The 14019-nt window shown below is 66.6% G+C and carries 16 protein-coding genes and 1 tRNA gene; 11 read left to right on the forward strand and 6 right to left on the reverse strand.

Annotated features, from left to right (window positions below; all coding sequences use genetic code 11):
• Window positions 1–19: 19 nt before the first annotated feature.
• Window positions 20–586 (reverse strand): elongation factor P, encoded by a 567-nt coding sequence (efp, locus tag ACQR0W_RS12360; protein ID WP_315712097.1) that lies wholly within the window; start codon window positions 584–586, stop codon window positions 20–22.
• Between the two features lie 138 nt (window positions 587–724).
• Here efp and epmA point away from each other — a divergent pair, with 138 nt between their 5' ends.
• From epmA to ACQR0W_RS12375, 3 genes are read left to right on the forward strand one after another with little or no spacing between them, the layout of a single operon-like run.
• On the forward strand, window positions 725–1774 hold the full coding sequence (epmA, locus tag ACQR0W_RS12365; protein WP_434840681.1) for an EF-P lysine aminoacylase EpmA: 1050 nt from the start codon (window positions 725–727) through the stop codon (window positions 1772–1774).
• A complete protein-coding gene (locus tag ACQR0W_RS12370; protein WP_434840682.1) occupies window positions 1771–2865 on the forward strand; it encodes a lysine-2,3-aminomutase-like protein in 1095 nt (364 codons plus the stop codon). The genes epmA and ACQR0W_RS12370 overlap by 4 nt, the downstream gene beginning before the upstream one ends.
• A 36-nt stretch (window positions 2866–2901) precedes the next feature.
• Window positions 2902–3159, forward strand: coding sequence for a hypothetical protein (locus ACQR0W_RS12375; protein ID WP_315712092.1), 258 nt, complete (start codon window positions 2902–2904; stop codon window positions 3157–3159).
• Between the two features lie 49 nt (window positions 3160–3208).
• On the opposite strand, the gene ACQR0W_RS12380 is transcribed toward ACQR0W_RS12375, so the two are convergent.
• The 3 genes from ACQR0W_RS12380 to ACQR0W_RS12390 all read right to left on the reverse strand — a co-directional run bounded on the left by ACQR0W_RS12380 (window position 3209) and on the right by ACQR0W_RS12390 (window position 6266).
• Window positions 3209–4294 carry a 3-deoxy-7-phosphoheptulonate synthase gene (locus ACQR0W_RS12380; protein WP_315712091.1) on the reverse strand — a complete coding sequence of 362 codons (1086 nt, stop codon included), beginning with the start codon at window positions 4292–4294 and terminating at the stop codon, window positions 3209–3211.
• Window positions 4295–4520: 226 nt separating this feature from the next.
• Window positions 4521–5108: an HdeD family acid-resistance protein gene (locus tag ACQR0W_RS12385; protein WP_315712090.1), complete on the reverse strand. Its 588-nt coding sequence runs from the start codon at window positions 5106–5108 to the stop codon at window positions 4521–4523.
• A 129-nt stretch (window positions 5109–5237) separates the two neighbouring features.
• The gene (locus ACQR0W_RS12390; protein ID WP_315712088.1) at window positions 5238–6266 is read right to left on the reverse strand and encodes a PrsW family intramembrane metalloprotease; all 1029 of its coding nucleotides are present in this window, start codon (window positions 6264–6266) and stop codon (window positions 5238–5240) included.
• Between the two features lie 778 nt (window positions 6267–7044).
• Between ACQR0W_RS12390 and ACQR0W_RS12395 the strand changes: the two genes are divergently transcribed.
• The 4 genes from ACQR0W_RS12395 to ACQR0W_RS12410 all read left to right on the forward strand — a co-directional run bounded on the left by ACQR0W_RS12395 (window position 7045) and on the right by ACQR0W_RS12410 (window position 10622).
• Entirely contained in the window at window positions 7045–8193 is a 1149-nt protein-coding gene (locus tag ACQR0W_RS12395) for a PLP-dependent cysteine synthase family protein (protein WP_315712086.1), read from the forward strand.
• A 182-nt stretch (window positions 8194–8375) separates the two neighbouring features.
• Window positions 8376–9605, forward strand: coding sequence for a 5-aminolevulinate synthase (gene hemA / locus ACQR0W_RS12400; protein ID WP_434840683.1), 1230 nt, complete (start codon window positions 8376–8378; stop codon window positions 9603–9605).
• A gap of 140 nt (window positions 9606–9745) precedes the next feature.
• Window positions 9746–10324 (forward strand): hemerythrin domain-containing protein, encoded by a 579-nt coding sequence (locus tag ACQR0W_RS12405; protein ID WP_315712084.1) that lies wholly within the window; start codon window positions 9746–9748, stop codon window positions 10322–10324.
• A gap of 79 nt (window positions 10325–10403) precedes the next feature.
• Entirely contained in the window at window positions 10404–10622 is a 219-nt protein-coding gene (locus tag ACQR0W_RS12410) for a hypothetical protein (protein ID WP_315751642.1), read from the forward strand.
• Between the two features lie 275 nt (window positions 10623–10897).
• Here the strand turns inward: ACQR0W_RS12410 and ACQR0W_RS12415 are convergent, their stop codons facing one another.
• Complete coding sequence (locus ACQR0W_RS12415; protein WP_316164794.1) at window positions 10898–11650, reverse strand: hypothetical protein; 753 nt, start codon at window positions 11648–11650, stop codon at window positions 10898–10900.
• A 214-nt stretch (window positions 11651–11864) separates the two neighbouring features.
• Between ACQR0W_RS12415 and ACQR0W_RS12420 the strand changes: the two genes are divergently transcribed.
• The 4 genes from ACQR0W_RS12420 to ACQR0W_RS12435 all read left to right on the forward strand — a co-directional run bounded on the left by ACQR0W_RS12420 (window position 11865) and on the right by ACQR0W_RS12435 (window position 13223).
• Window positions 11865–12197: a Rieske 2Fe-2S domain-containing protein gene (locus tag ACQR0W_RS12420; RefSeq protein WP_315712080.1), complete on the forward strand. Its 333-nt coding sequence runs from the start codon at window positions 11865–11867 to the stop codon at window positions 12195–12197.
• Between the two features lie 213 nt (window positions 12198–12410).
• A tRNA-Glu gene (locus tag ACQR0W_RS12425) sits at window positions 12411–12485 on the forward strand.
• A 166-nt stretch (window positions 12486–12651) separates the two neighbouring features.
• Window positions 12652–12909: a PilZ domain-containing protein gene (locus tag ACQR0W_RS12430; RefSeq protein ID WP_315826902.1), complete on the forward strand. Its 258-nt coding sequence runs from the start codon at window positions 12652–12654 to the stop codon at window positions 12907–12909.
• A gap of 44 nt (window positions 12910–12953) precedes the next feature.
• Window positions 12954–13223, forward strand: coding sequence for a porin (locus tag ACQR0W_RS12435; RefSeq protein ID WP_434840684.1), 270 nt, complete (start codon window positions 12954–12956; stop codon window positions 13221–13223).
• A 5-nt stretch (window positions 13224–13228) separates the two neighbouring features.
• Here the strand turns inward: ACQR0W_RS12435 and ACQR0W_RS12440 are convergent, their stop codons facing one another.
• Entirely contained in the window at window positions 13229–13870 is a 642-nt protein-coding gene (locus ACQR0W_RS12440) for a glutathione S-transferase family protein (RefSeq protein ID WP_434840685.1), read from the reverse strand.
• Window positions 13871–14019 lie beyond the last annotated feature (149 nt).

Genomic DNA, 14019 nt, shown 5'->3' on the forward strand with positions numbered 1-14019 from the left:
GTCAGATCCTCGAGATGCCTCAGTCCTTGGCGCGCTCGCAGTAGGAGCCGTCCTCGGTCATGACGACGATGCGGGTGCCGACCGTGATGTGCGCCGGCACGCCGGTGCGAACGCCGTTGGAGAGCACCGCCGGCTTGTAGGACGACGACGCGGTCTGGCCCTTGGTGACCGGCTCGGTCTCGACGACCTCGAGCGTGACGCGCTGCGGCAGCGTGATCGCCACCGGGACCACGTCGTGCATCGACAGCTTGACCGTCATGTTCTCCTGGAGATAGGCGGCCTGGTTGCCGACCACGTCCTTCGGCACCTGGACCTGGTCGTAGGTCTCCGGGTTCATGAAGTGGAAGCCGTCCGCATCCTCGTAGAGGTACGTGAAGTTGCGCTCCTCGATCGTCGCCTTCTCGACCTGGTCGGTGGTCTTGAAGCGCTCCGAGATCTTCACGCCGTCGCTGATTCGGCGCATTTCGATCTGGCTGACCGGAGTGCCCTTGCCGGGATGGATGTTCTCGGCGGTCACGACGACATAGAGCTTTCCATCTTGCTCAATGACGTTACCCTTGCGAATAGAGCTGGCGATGACTTTCAAAGCTGTTTTCCTGACACTGAAAAGGGGGCGCCGGACAAAGCCGGGGCGCCACGCGACGCGGAATGCGGTTTCGGGCGGCAACATACTGATTTTGTCCGGGGTTGCCAGTCTTTTGCGGCCCGAACGGGCGACCTCCTGATGTCCCGGGAGCCCGCGCCTTCGCCGTGGTGGTCGCCGCAGCGGCACGCCGATGTCAGGCCGTTCCTGCTCGCCCGGACCGCCATCACCAGGGCGTTGCGGGCCTGGTTCGACGAGCAGGGGTTTACCGAGGTCGAGACCGGCATCCTGCAGGTGTCGCCGGGCAACGAGACCCATCTGCACGCACCGCACACCGACCTGACGGCGCCGGACGGAACCCGGCACCGGCGGTATTTTCGAACCTCGCCGGAATTCGCCTGCAAGAAGCTGCTGGCGGCCGGGGAGCGGCGGATCTTCGAGTTCGCCCGCGTGTTCCGCGACCGCGAGCGCGGCGACCTGCATCTGCCGGAATTCACCATGCTGGAATGGTATCGGGCGGAGGTGCCCTACGACGCGATCATGGCCGACACGGTCGTGGTGATCGCCCATGCGGCTCAGGCGACCGGAATCCGGCGGTTCGCCTTCCGTGGCCGCACCGCTGATCCCTTCGCCGAGCCAGAGCTGCTGACGGTTGCCGGCGCGTTCGCGCGCCATGCCGGGGTCGACCTGCTCGCGACCATCCGCGACGGTGCGGGCGACCGTGGGGCGCTGGCCCAGGCCGCCGCCGGCAAGATCCGGATCAGCGACGACGACACCTGGTCGGACCTGTTCAGCAAGGTGCTGGTCGAGCATGTCGAGCCGCATCTCGGGCAGGGTCGGCTCACGGTGCTCCATGAATATCCGGCGCCGGAGGCCGCGCTGGCGCGGGTGGCGGCCGACCCCCGCGTCGCCGAGCGGTTCGAGGTCTACGCCTGCGGCGTCGAGCTCGCCAACGGCTTCGGCGAGCTCACCGACGCCGCCGAGCAGCGCCGCCGCTTCGAGCAGGAGATGGCCGAGAAGGAGCGCCGCTATGGCGAGCGCTATCCGCTCGACGAGGACTTCCTCGCTGCCGTCGGAGCGATGCCGCAGGCCAGCGGCGTGGCGCTCGGCTTCGACCGCCTGGTGATGCTGGCGGCAGGCGCCACCAGGGTCGACCAGGTGGTGTGGACGCCGCCGGCAGGTGAGCGATGAACAGGATCGAACGTCCGACCACGTTGCGCAGCGCCGAGGATCTCGTCGCGCACGGCTTGGCTGACGCGGCGGACCAGCCGGCGCTGGCGCGCGTGGCGCAGCGCTATGCCGTGGCGGTGACGACGCATCTCGCCGACCTGATCGACGTCGACGATCCGAATGATCCGATCGCGCGCCAGTTCGTGCCCAGCACGGATGAGCTGAAGGCCGCGCCTGGCGAGCGCGGCGATCCGATCGGCGACGATTCGCATGCGCCGGTGCCGGGCATCGTGCACCGCTATCCCGATCGGGTGCTGCTCAAGCTGGTGCATGTCTGCGCGGTCTATTGCCGCTTCTGCTTCCGTCGCGAGATGGTCGGGCCCGGCAAGGACAATGCGCTGTCGGAGGAGGCCTATCGCGCGGCGCTCGACTACATCCGCGCACATGACGAGATCTGGGAGGTGATCCTCACCGGCGGCGATCCGCTGATGCTGTCGCCGCGGCGGCTGAAGGAGATCATGGCCGATCTCGCCGGCATCGATCACGTCCGGATCGTCCGTATCCACACCCGTCTGCCGGCCGCCGATCCCCAGCGCATCACGCCGGCGCTGGTTGACGCGCTGAAGGCGCCGGGCGCAACGACCTGGATCGCGCTGCATGCCAATCATCCGCGCGAATTGAGTCCGCCGGTGCGCGCGGCCTGCGCGCGGCTGATCGATGCCGGCATTCCCATGGTCAGCCAGTCGGTGCTGCTGCGCGGCGTCAATGATGACGCGGCGACCCTGGAGGCGCTGATGCGCGGCTTCGTGGAGACCCGCATCAAGCCGTATTACCTGCACCATGGCGACCTCGCGCCGGGCACGGCGCATCTGCGCACCACGCTGGCGCAAGGGCAGGCGCTGATTCGAACGCTACGCGGCCGGGTGTCCGGCCTGTGCCAGCCCGACTACGTGCTCGACATTCCCGGCGGCTACGGCAAGGCGCCAGTGGGGCCGCAATACCTCACTGCGGATGAAACTGTTGAGCAGGATCATGCGGCAGCTGCGCAAACGCGCTATCGTGTGATTGACTATTGCGGTGAGGCGCACCTCTATCCGCCCGCCGCGGGATGAAGTGTCCTGCCGATTCCGCTGACACGGAGGAGCAACATGAAGAAATTTGCGATCGCGATGGGGCTCCTGATGGCCGTCACCGATGGCATCGCGCTGGCGCAGAGCGGCAGCGGCTCTTCCGCCGGCACTGGATCGAAGAGCGGCATGCCGCCGCAGGCGCCGGTCGGCCATCGTCAGGTGCGCCCCAGCGACCTGCCGAAGGCCGAGCAGGCCGAGGACAATTCGATGAGCGGCACGACCAAGGAAGACCGCGAGCTCGATCGCAAGATCAAGGGCATCTGCCGCGGCTGCTGAGCGCGATCTGCGGCGCGCCCGACGCGCGCCGCTTGACCGGTCGTGAGTGTTACGCCGAGCGCTCACGCGGGGAGTTGCGAAGCGCCGCACGCCGGGCGGCGACGGCTTCGGCGAGCTGCTCCAGCACCTCCACCGTCGTGTCCCAGCCGATACAGCCGTCGGTGATGCTCTGGCCGTAGGTCAGCGCCACGCCCTGCTTGACGTCCTGGCGTCCCGCGATGAGGTGGCTCTCGATCATCACGCCCATGATGCGCTGCTCGCCTGCGGCGAGCTGGCGGCCGACGTCGGCGGCGACCAGCGGCTGGTTCTCCGGCTTCTTGCTCGAATTGGCATGGCTGGTGTCGATCATCAGCCGCGCCGGCAGTCCGGACTTGATCAGCTCGGCCGCGGCCTGCTCGACATGGGCGGCGTCGTAATTGGGGCCGCTGCCGCCGCGCAGGATGATGTGGCAGTCCTCGTTGCCGGTTGTGGCCGCAATCCCCGAACGGCCACCCTTGGTCACCGCCATGAAATGGTGCGGGTGGGCCGCGGATTTGACCGCATCAGCGGCGATACGGATGTTGCCGTCGGTGCCGTTCTTGAAGCCGACCGGGCACGACAGGCCGGAGGCCAGCTCGCGGTGGATCTGGCTCTCGGTGGTGCGCGCGCCGATCGCGGCCCAGGCGACGAGGTCGGCGATGTACTGCGGCGTCGTCATGTCGAGGAATTCGCATCCCGCCGGCAGGCCGAGATTGTTGACGGCGGACAGCACGCTGCGCGCGAGCCGCAGGCCCTTGTTGATGTCGAACGAATTGTCGAGGCCGGGATCGTTGATCAGGCCTTTCCAGCCGACGGTCGTGCGCGGCTTCTCGAAATAGACCCGCATCACGATTTCGAGGCGGTCGGCGAGGCGCTCGCGCAAGGCGGCGAGGCGGCCGGCATAGTCGATCGCCGCGTCGGGATCGTGGATGGAGCAGGGGCCGACGATGACCAGCAGGCGGTCGTCGCTGCCGGTCAGGATGGCATGGATCGCATTGCGCGCGGCCATCACCACACGGGTGGCGGTGAGGGTGCGGGGGATTTCACCCATCACCTCCGCCGGCAGGCTCAATTCCTTGATTTCCTTGATACGAAGATCGTCTGTGGTGCTCAGCACGGCGGGCTCCTGGGTCTCTTGGGTGGGCACCTGCCGGCAATAAAAAAGCCGCCAGGTCTGGCGGCTCGTTCGGATATCTTGCTGCAATGTGTCAGATTGAGCGCGATCCTCCCGCCGCCAGCGAGCTGTCGTAGCTAAAGTACCAATAAAAGCTGGTGGCGGCGTTGATCATGCCCATCCTATAGCGGCCGCGCGGCCGCTTGTCATCCCGAAAATCGAGCCGGCGTCAACCGTTGCGCGCGGCGAGCGCCATGCCGATCATCGACAGCCCGCCGAACAGCAGGTTGATGCCGACCAGCAGACCGATCGCCCACAACGCCGTGCCGGGCAGACCGGAAATGATGATGCCGGCGATCGCGATGTCGACCACGCCCGAGATTGCCAGCCACGACCAGCGCCCGGACAGCTCGCGGCGGTGCTCCAGCGCATACATGATGGTGGCGACGCCTTCTGCGAGAAAATAGACGCCGATCACGATCGTCAGCGTCACCGTCCCCTGGACCGGCTGCGCCACCAGGATGACTCCGGCGACGATGGCGAGCACTGCCGACAACAGCGACCACCAGAAGCCGGGCATGCCGCGGGCCCAGAAGGTGAGCGCGAGTCCCGCGATGCCCGAGATCAGGAACATCCAGCCGAGGAAGATCGTGACCGCGAGGCTTGCCAGCGGGGTGAGGATCATCGCGAGCAGGCCGAGAACGGCGAGCAGGATGCCCTCGATCAGGAAGGCCTTCCAATGCGCGCGCACGGCTGCGCCCATCTGCGACTTCATGCGCTCGAGCTCGGGCGGAATCGTATCCTGGGGAAGGGTCATGATCGTCACTCCGGGCAAGCTCACGCGCTTAACGCCGCGGCCGCCTGCCCACGCACATGGTGAGGACCTGCGGCCCGGACAAGCGCGCAATGCGCATTTGGTTGCTCTGCCGGCCCCGCGATGCCGGGATTATGCCGTCGTCCGAATCCGGTTGCGACCGAAAACATAGATCGTCGTTGTGACAATCAGAAGGGCCATCCCGACGATGATCGCGGTGAGACCGAGGGGAACCAGAACCGCGGCGACATTGCGGTCAGGGTTGAGCAGCCAATGCCGGATGGAGGTCAGCACGAATCCGAGCCCGACGAAGCCGGCGGCGCCGCCGAGCAGGAGCAGCGCCCACATCCTGCGCAGCTGGCTCAGCCTTGCCCGCGCCACCTCGGTGCGCGGCGTGTGGTGATGGGCGACGCGGCGCACCAGCCGCGCGGCAAGGGCGATCGACGAGAACCCGATCAGCACGCTGATGCCGCCGAGCCAGAGGCGCGCGGCGGTGTCGAGGGTCGATGCCCGCTGCAGCAACAGCAATGGATAGTCGAAGGCCGCATGCAGCATCACGGGTGCGGCCAGCACCAGCGCCCAGCTCGACAGCCGCGCCCCTTCGCGATTGTGGCGGTTGGCGCCAAGCGCCGTACTGGTGCGGGCGATCGCGAGATAGGCACCGGCAATGATGCCGAGCGCGCCATGAAACGGCACGGTGAGCACGCTGCGCAGCACCGCCAGCGAGCGCCACATCTCGGCATGCTGGACGAGATAAGCCAAGTTCTCGTAAGCCGCGAAGCCGAGCCCGACGGCGGCACCGTAGAATACCGTGTCCATGGCATTGCCGACCTGCCGGCGCCGCGACCACAGCGCGGCGATCACCGCGACCTTGGCGAGCTCTTCCGGCAAGGCGACGCCAAAAAGGGCCCGGACCGCCTGGGCGATCCAGGGATTCTCCAATGTCAGCCCGACATGCTGGAACGGCGTCCTGATAATGCCGAGCAGGAGCACGCTGGCTGCCCCGAGCAGGAAGGCGGTCCAGATCTTGAGCGGAGGGCCTGAATTGTCACCGGCGGCGACCACCAGCCAGAGGATCAGCAGCGCGGGCGCGATCGCGGCGGTGCCGATCACGGTCGCGAGGGCTTCGAGAAGGTTCATTTGCGATGGCAAGTAAGCCATGGTCTCCGATCATCCAATGCGGCGGGGCCGAACCGACCCTCCACCACCCGCGCGGAGAATGGATTTGACATCGGTCCGTGGCCGCACGGCAAGATCTACATGTCGGCAGAATGAGCCGCCCTTCAAGGGAAAGAACCCCGTCCGGGGGCTCGATTGGGGGAGGGACCGCTGCAGGGCCGAGTGCAGCCGCCGTCGGCTGCCGCCCGGCTGGTCTCAACGGGGCCGGGAGGCTCTCGGCGCCGTCGCATCGCCGCCGCGCACCGGGGCCTCCTGGCGCGGTTCGACCGGGGTCCAGGCGTCGGTGCGGGAGGTGGTTGGCGCCTGGGCGGTCGTCGGCGTTTCCACGCAGCTCAATCGTGGTGTCGGGTCGGCCACACGCCGGCATTCCAGACCTTCAGCGAAAGCGGCCTGACTGATCGCGCACGCAACCAGAACAATCGAAAGAACTCTCATGGTGCCCCTCGGAGCAGGCTTGGGTCGCCCGTGATGCAGGCTCGACTCGGTCGTGCCATTCGATGATGCCCAGCTTGGCCGCAAAAGCGTGCAAATATTTGACCATTCTCGCCGTCATTCAAAAATTCTTCCGAAATTCGCGCGTGCATTCCATGAGTTGCAAGCGATGCGAGCGTTTTTCGCTGGCGCAAACGCGAAGCCCTTTCGCTCCGTTGCGGTGCCAAGGCGCGGCAGCCGGCGCCGAACTGCCATTTGCCCCCAGCTTGCTCGGCATGGGCGGCCGGGCGGGCTTGATGCGGCAAAGGGATCATGGTCGGTTGCCGCGATGAATTCGCCGTCTTGGTCAGCTTCCGACAGAGCCTGTGGTCCACGCTATCGCCGTGGCTGGGTCGACGACGCCGTGGCGGCCATCGAGGCCGACCAGTGCCGGACCGCCGACACGCACTTGATCCGGCTGATCGTGCCCGCGCTCGCCGGCATCGACATCTACCTGAAGGACGAATCGACCCACCCGACCGGGAGCCTCAAGCATCGGCTGGCCCGATCGCTGTTTCTCTATGCGCTTTGCAACGGCCACATCCGGGAAGGCACGCCCGTGGTCGAGGCCTCCTCCGGGTCGACAGCGGTCTCGGAAGCCTATTTCGCGCAGATGATCGGCGTGCCGTTCTACGCGGTGATGCCGCGCACCACCTCGGAAGAGAAGATCGCCGCGATCACGCATTACGGCGGCAATTGCCATCTCATCGATGACGGCCGGTTTCTCTATGCCGAGGCGGCCGCGCTCGCGAGCCGGCTCGGCGGCCATTACATGGACCAGTTCACCTTCGCCGAGCGCGCTACCGACTGGCGCGGCAACAACAACATCGCCGAGTCGATCTTCAACCAGTTGCAGGGCGAGCGCCGTCCGCTCCCGGAATGGATCGTGATGGGCGCGGGCACCGGCGGCACGTCGGCGACGATCGGCCGCTATCTGCGCTACCGCCGGCACCCGACGCGGCTGTGCGTCGCCGATGTCGAGCATTCGGCCTTCTTCGACGCCTTCTGCAACGGCGACAGCGCCCGGACGTGCGAACGGCCGTCGCTGATCGAGGGCGTCGGCCGTCCGCGCTGCGAGCCATCCTTCGTGCCGGGGGTCGTGGATCGCATGATGAAGGTGCCGGATGCCGCCTCGGTCGCGGCGATGAACGTCCTGACGCGGCGGCTGCGCCGGCCGGTCGGCGGCTCGACCGGGACCAACTTCCTGGCGCTGTGCCGGCTGGCGGCCGAGATGCGGCAGGATGGACAGAGCGGCTCACTGGTCACGCTGATCTGCGATTCCGGGGAGCGCTATCGCCAAACCTATTACGAGCCGCAATGGCTCTCCGCGCGCGGTCTCGACCCCGCGCCGTACGAGGCAGCTCTGTCCGCCTTCCTCGACACCGGTGCGCCGCTGCGGCTCGAGGTTGCCGATGCGGAGAACCCGCTGCGCGCCTGAACGCCTCCGGGGGCGTCGCGGACCGCGGCGAGCGGCATCCGGATGCCGGCATCGTGCGCGATCCCTGATCTGGATCAACGAAGGACGCGACGGATTGCGCTTTGGTCCGACCCCGAACAGGCCTCCAAGGGCGCGCCGGAACGCAGGCTCGGGACGCGGGCAGGGGAAGGACGGATCAGGTGATGAACTACGACAGCTATTTCGACCGTGCCCTCGACCAGTTGCACCAGGAACGGCGCTATCGCGTCTTCGCCGATCTGGAGCGCCTCGCCGGCCGCTTCCCCCGCGCGATCTGGCATTCGCCGGAGGGGCCGAAGGATGTCGTGATCTGGTGCTCCAATGACTATCTCGGCATGGGCCAGCATCCGAAGGTGATCGGCGCCATGGTCGACGTCGCCGCGCGCATGGGCACCGGCGCTGGCGGCACCCGCAACATCGCCGGCACCAACCATCCGCTGATCGAGCTCGAGCGCGAGCTTGCCGATCTCCACGGCAAGGAAGCCGCGCTGGTGTTCACCTCGGGCTACGTCTCCAACGAGACCGGCATCTCGACCATCGCAAAACTGCTGCCGAACTGCCTGCTGCTGTCGGACGCGCTCAACCACAATTCGATGATCGAGGGCGTCCGCAAGGCCGGGAGCGAGAAGCAGGTCTGGCGGCACAACGACCTCGCCCATCTCGAAGAGCTGCTGCGGGCGGCCGATCCCGACCGTCCCAAGCTGATCGTCTGCGAGAGCCTGTATTCGATGGATGGGGATGTCGCGCCCTTGCACCGGATCTGCGATCTTGCCGAGCGCTATGGCGCGCTCACATACGTCGACGAGGTCCATGCGGTCGGCATGTACGGCCCGCGCGGCGGCGGCATCGCCGAGCGCGACGGCGTGATGGCCCGCATCGACATCGTCGAGGGCACGCTCGCCAAGGCCTTCGGCTGCCTCGGCGGCTACATCGCCGCCAATGCCAATCTGATCGACGCCGTCCGCTCCTATGCACCGGGCTTCATCTTCACCACCGCCTTGCCGCCGCCGGTTTGCGCCGCCGCGACCGCCGCGATCCGCCATCTCAAGACCTCGCAGTGGGAGCGTGACCGGCACCAGGACCGGGCGGCGCGGCTCAAGGCCGTGCTGAACGCCTCCGGGCTGCCGGTCATGCCGTCCGACACCCACATCGTGCCGGTGCATGTCGGCGATCCCGAGAAGTGCAAGACGGCGTCCGACCTGCTGTTGTCCGAGCACGGCATCTACATCCAGCCGATCAACTATCCGACCGTGCCGCGCGGCCTGGAGCGGCTGCGCATCACGCCATCGCCTTACCATGATGACGGCCTGATCGACGCCCTGGCCGAGGCGCTGGTCGACGTCTGGGACCGGCTCGGCCTTGCGCGGGCGCCGCAGGCGCTGGCCGCGGAGTGAGCCGTTTCCGCTGACCTGTCACATCGGTCTGTCAGTTTGATCTGCCGCAATGCCGCCCGCGCTCGCGCGGGCGTAGTCTGTTACGTTCAGGGAAAATGCCGGTTCGGCAAGGCCCAGCCGGCGCACAGGCGAGGGCGGCCATGGCAAGGATCATCGAAGCGCTGCTGCAGGAGCACGAGAATCTCGAGAAGCTTCTCTCGGTGCTCGAGCACGAATTGGAGCTGTTCGATCACAATCGGCGGCCGGACTACGACATCCTGCAGAGCATCATCGCCTATTTCGAGGACTATCCGCAGCGCTGTCATCATCCCAAGGAGGAGATGATCTTCGGCAAGCTGCGCGAACGCGACCCTGCCGCGGCCGCAGCCTATGGCGACGTCGACGACGAGCACGAGACCGAGGCGCAGCGGCTGCGCGGCTTTGCCGACGCCGTGAACGCGGTGCTGTCGGACCAGGAGATCCTGCGCGAGAGCTTCCACGCCGCCGTGCATGAGTTCATCGACAGCCAGCGCGAGCATCTGCGCAAGGAGGAGACCCTGCTGTTTCCGGCGGCGCTGCGCGCCCTTCAGGCGGAGGATTGGGCCGATATCGACGCCCGCATGTCGGACCGCAAGGACCCGCTGTTCGACGGCGACGTCGCCGAGAAATTCCACAATCTCGAGCGGACCATCCTGCGCTGGGAACAGGAGGCGGAGCAGGCGCGCGCCACCGCCGGCTGATGGCGTTTTGCCCAATTGCGCCCCGCGACCGGTGGACTATAGTTCCAGTGGGGGCAGGCACTCTTTCGCGGAGCTGGCTATGGCCGCTTTGAACACTGGGCTCGATCCGGTCCGAGGTTCGTCGAATGCAGGGGCAGGGGCAGATGCGGCCCGAACCCCTGCGCAGGTCCCGATGGCGCAGCAGAGTGCCTTTGGCAGCCATGGCTATGACATGTATCCCCAGGAACTCGTCCGGCTGTCGGGCTGCCAGGAGCAGGCGCTGCGCCGTGAGACGAAGCGCGCCTTGCAACTGAGCTGACGGTCTTGTCCGATCTCGCCGCTCGATGGTCCCCGCGCTGGTTCATGGCCGGAACGCAAACCCCGGATCATGGTTGTAGTTCATGATCGTGGTTATTCCGGTATACGTGCGTTAACCTATCATTAACCAGATCGCGCGACCCTGTTCGCATACCCCAGGAATGCGACGGAACCGGACGGCCGGAGCCGGCAGTCGCGACAAGAGGCCGGCGGCGTAACGCCCGCCGGCCTTTTTGCGTGGGCGGGTCGGCTGGAATTGACCACCGCACCCTTGCGTCAGTTGCGCCGCGCCAGCGAGCGCAGGAAGCCCTGATATTCCTCGTTCAACTCCATATCGACGGCAGGCGCGAGCTTCAGCAGGACATTGGCGATGAACGCCTGGTCGTTGCGCGGCTCCTCCAGCACCTCGCGCAGCACCGGGACGTTGTCCTCGATGTGATGCAGAAAGGCGACGCCTTTCTCCGCCGTCTCGGTCCAGCGCGCCCGCGTCCATTTCGCCAGCGGATACATGATCTCGTGGACGAAGTTCGACTTGCGCGCCTTCTCGAAGAAGCGCAGTCCGGCGCTCCAATATTCCTTGGCGCGCAGCGGCGGTGGCGGCAGATCGCCTGTCAGCATCTTCTTGCCGGCCTGGCCGACGAAATCGTCGAGCGTGGTCGGCGCATCGATCGTGGCGCGGAAGTGCCACAGCGCGAACGAGCCGGGAAAATCCTTGCCTATGCCGTCGAGCAAGGCGGTCTCGACCTTGTCGACCGCGGCCTTGTCGCCCTTCAGCGACGCCGTCATCGCGAAGGCGAACAGCGCGTCGTTGCCGACCTCGTGGACGCCGCCGTTCTGCAATTGCGCCGCCGACAATGCGGGTGTCTTGCCGTCGGCAGGCACCGCGGCCTCGCCGACGCGCTGCGCCTTGATGAAGGTGGTGATCTCGAGCCAAGCCATGAGGTTGGCGATGAAGGCGTCGGGATCGACATGCACGATGGCGAGATTGAGCGGCTCCTTGCGTGTTCTCAGCTCGGTCATGTCGGTCATGTCGCACTCCGCCGCAACTCGCCGCCGAGCGGTCTGTCGCCTTTGCGACACGATGGCTCGTTCGACGAGAGATGCCGGGAAGGGCAGCAAGAAGGGTGCCACGGTCTTGTCGGGCTTGGTCTTGTCGGGCTCGCGGGCACAGCGCGGTCCGCGGAACGAGTTTTGCTCGTGGTCCTTCGATTGCGATGGTCGCAATGGAGCATGAGGCCAGCGAATGTTCACCCGCGTCTGCAAGGCCGACACCATCGACGAAGGCGGCATGCGCCTCGTCATCGCCGACGCCCAGCTCGTCATCCTTGCCTGGCCCGACAATGGCGAGCTCAAAGCGTTCCAGGGCGTCTGCCCGCACACGGCGGCGCCGATGGAGGAGGCCGGCTTCGACGGCCGCGTGCTCAGTTGCCCCGTGCACAATTGGACGTGGGATGCTTTCACCGGTACGCCGCTCCACCCGCCGGAGAGCGCGCTGGCGCAATATCCGGTCAAGGTCGAGGACGGCGTGGTCTACATCGACACGGACGGTATCGCTCCGCTGTTTGCGGCCCGTTGAGCACGCGGGAAGAGACCGGAAACACCGCCACGGGGTGGCTTGCCCGGCCGGCGAAACGCCTCTATACGTTCGGCGCGCGGCACGGAATCACCGTCGGTGGTTCAGCCGACCTCGCAGATCATCGCCTCAAGCTGCTGATTTGCTGAAGGTTTTACCGAAACGTGCAAGCGGCGATGGCACCGGGGCCTCGTGCCCTCTGGCATCGTGCGTATTGCTCCCTTCGTCTATCGGTCAGGACGCCACCCTTTCACGGTGGAGAGAGCGGTTCGATTCCGCTAGGGAGCGCCACTCCGCGCCGGCATTCCTTCCATCTTCGATCTTGAAACGGACGGTTTGCGCCGAGACGCGGTCGGCGCGAGGTTCTGCCGCCATGAATCGCATGCGCAGTTCGGGGTCCGGTCAACCGTCCATTAGGGTCCTTGCCGTACTGCAACGGGCGAGCAGGAGCAGGATGATGGCCGCGCCGAAGAAACGGGAAGCCCGCAAATCGATGAAGCAGCCGGCGTGGATCACGCTGGATGGCGGGTTCGCCGTGCGCCATTGCCTGGTTCAGGACATTTCCAGCGCCGGCGCCAAGCTGACCCTGCAGGACGCGGCGGCGCTGCCGGCGACCATCCGGCTCGCCTTCGCGCGCGACGCAAGAACGGGCCGCCAGTGCCGGGTGGTGTGGCGCCGCGGCGCCTCGGTCGGCGTCAAGTTCATCGGCAAATAGACGGCCGGTGTCGCTTCGCCGCGGCAGACGCGCTAACAAGCGGCATGTGTCGATCTCTCATCCTGGGCGCCCTCGCGGTGCTCGCCGCCGTGACCGTGGCAGCCGCCGGCTCGCCGGGGTCGTCGCTTCTTGCGCCATCGCTTCCCGGGCCGAAGGCGGCTGGACCGAATAAGGCCGCATCCCGTTCAGGCGCCGCTACCAGCAATCCCTGCGCGTCCTACGGCGCCAACTTCGTACGCGTCGAGGGAACCGATACCTGCGTGAAGGTCGGCGGCACCCTACGCGTCGAGATGGGCACCTCGACCAGCCGCTGAGGTGCTCACGACAGCGGCGGCGCGATGTGGCGGATGAAGGCCGGGCGTTGCGCGATCTGTCCGTACCAGCGCGCGAGGCTCGGCAGATCCGGCTTGACGACACCTTCGACTCCGAACCAGCGCCGGGCATAGGCGCCAAGCGCAATGTCGGCGAGCGTGAAATGCTCGGCCTCGACGTGGCTGCGCGTGGTCAGATGCGCGTCGAGGATGCGCCACATCGCCGCGGCGTCGTCGGCCGCCTTCTGCAAGGCGGCCATGTCGCGCTGCTCCGGCGGCGTTCGCACCAAGCCCCAGAACAGCGGACGCTCGATCGGCTGCACCGTCGACAGCGTCCAGTCCAGCCAGCGCTCCACCACGGCGCGGTGCTGTGGCGTCGTTGGATAAAGCGGCGTGCCGTCGCCATAAGCGAGGCAGAGATAGCGCATGATCGCGTTGCTCTCCCACAGCACGAAATCGCCATCGACCAGCGTCGGGATGCGGCCGTTCGGATTCATTGCGAGATAGTCCGCCTCGTTGTTGCGGCCGTACTGCATGCCCGCGTCGATACGGTCATAAGCGACATCGAGCTCGGCGAGACACCACAGCACCTTCTGCACGTTCACCGAATTGGGGCGGCCCCAGATCGTCAGTCTGTCGTCGGCGGACACGTTCGGCTCCTCTCTGGGCGAGCGTCATCGTTAGCGCATGTTACGCAAAAAGCCCCGCTCGAAGCGGGGCTTTTCCGACGAACGCATCGTTCGCGGCGATCAGTGGCCGAAGAACAGCCAGAGCAGAATGATCACCGGAATCGGCACGC

It is taken from the genome of Bradyrhizobium sp. HKCCYLRH1034 (genome assembly GCF_051168375.1).
Taxonomy (GTDB): domain Bacteria; phylum Pseudomonadota; class Alphaproteobacteria; order Rhizobiales; family Xanthobacteraceae; genus Bradyrhizobium.

Bases quoted from the DNA above. Each gene is read 5' to 3' on its own strand.
- epmA (WP_434840681.1), top strand. From the start codon at position 725: ATGTCCCGGGAGCCCGCGCCTTCGCCGTGGTGGTCGCCGCAGCGGCAC.
- ACQR0W_RS12370 (WP_434840682.1), top strand. From the start codon at position 1,771: ATGAACAGGATCGAACGTCCGACCACGTTGCGCAGCGCCGAGGATCTC.
- ACQR0W_RS12375 (WP_315712092.1), top strand. From the start codon at position 2,902: ATGAAGAAATTTGCGATCGCGATGGGGCTCCTGATGGCCGTCACCGAT.
- ACQR0W_RS12385 (WP_315712090.1), bottom strand. From the start codon at position 5,108: ATGACCCTTCCCCAGGATACGATTCCGCCCGAGCTCGAGCGCATGAAG.
- ACQR0W_RS12390 (WP_315712088.1), bottom strand. From the start codon at position 6,266: ATGGCTTACTTGCCATCGCAAATGAACCTTCTCGAAGCCCTCGCGACC.
- ACQR0W_RS12395 (WP_315712086.1), top strand. From the start codon at position 7,045: ATGAATTCGCCGTCTTGGTCAGCTTCCGACAGAGCCTGTGGTCCACGC.
- hemA (WP_434840683.1), top strand. From the start codon at position 8,376: ATGAACTACGACAGCTATTTCGACCGTGCCCTCGACCAGTTGCACCAG.
- ACQR0W_RS12405 (WP_315712084.1), top strand. From the start codon at position 9,746: ATGGCAAGGATCATCGAAGCGCTGCTGCAGGAGCACGAGAATCTCGAG.
- ACQR0W_RS12410 (WP_315751642.1), top strand. From the start codon at position 10,404: ATGGCCGCTTTGAACACTGGGCTCGATCCGGTCCGAGGTTCGTCGAAT.
- ACQR0W_RS12415 (WP_316164794.1), bottom strand. From the start codon at position 11,650: ATGACCGACATGACCGAGCTGAGAACACGCAAGGAGCCGCTCAATCTC.
- ACQR0W_RS12420 (WP_315712080.1), top strand. From the start codon at position 11,865: ATGTTCACCCGCGTCTGCAAGGCCGACACCATCGACGAAGGCGGCATG.
- ACQR0W_RS12430 (WP_315826902.1), top strand. From the start codon at position 12,652: ATGGCCGCGCCGAAGAAACGGGAAGCCCGCAAATCGATGAAGCAGCCG.
- ACQR0W_RS12435 (WP_434840684.1), top strand. From the start codon at position 12,954: ATGTGTCGATCTCTCATCCTGGGCGCCCTCGCGGTGCTCGCCGCCGTG.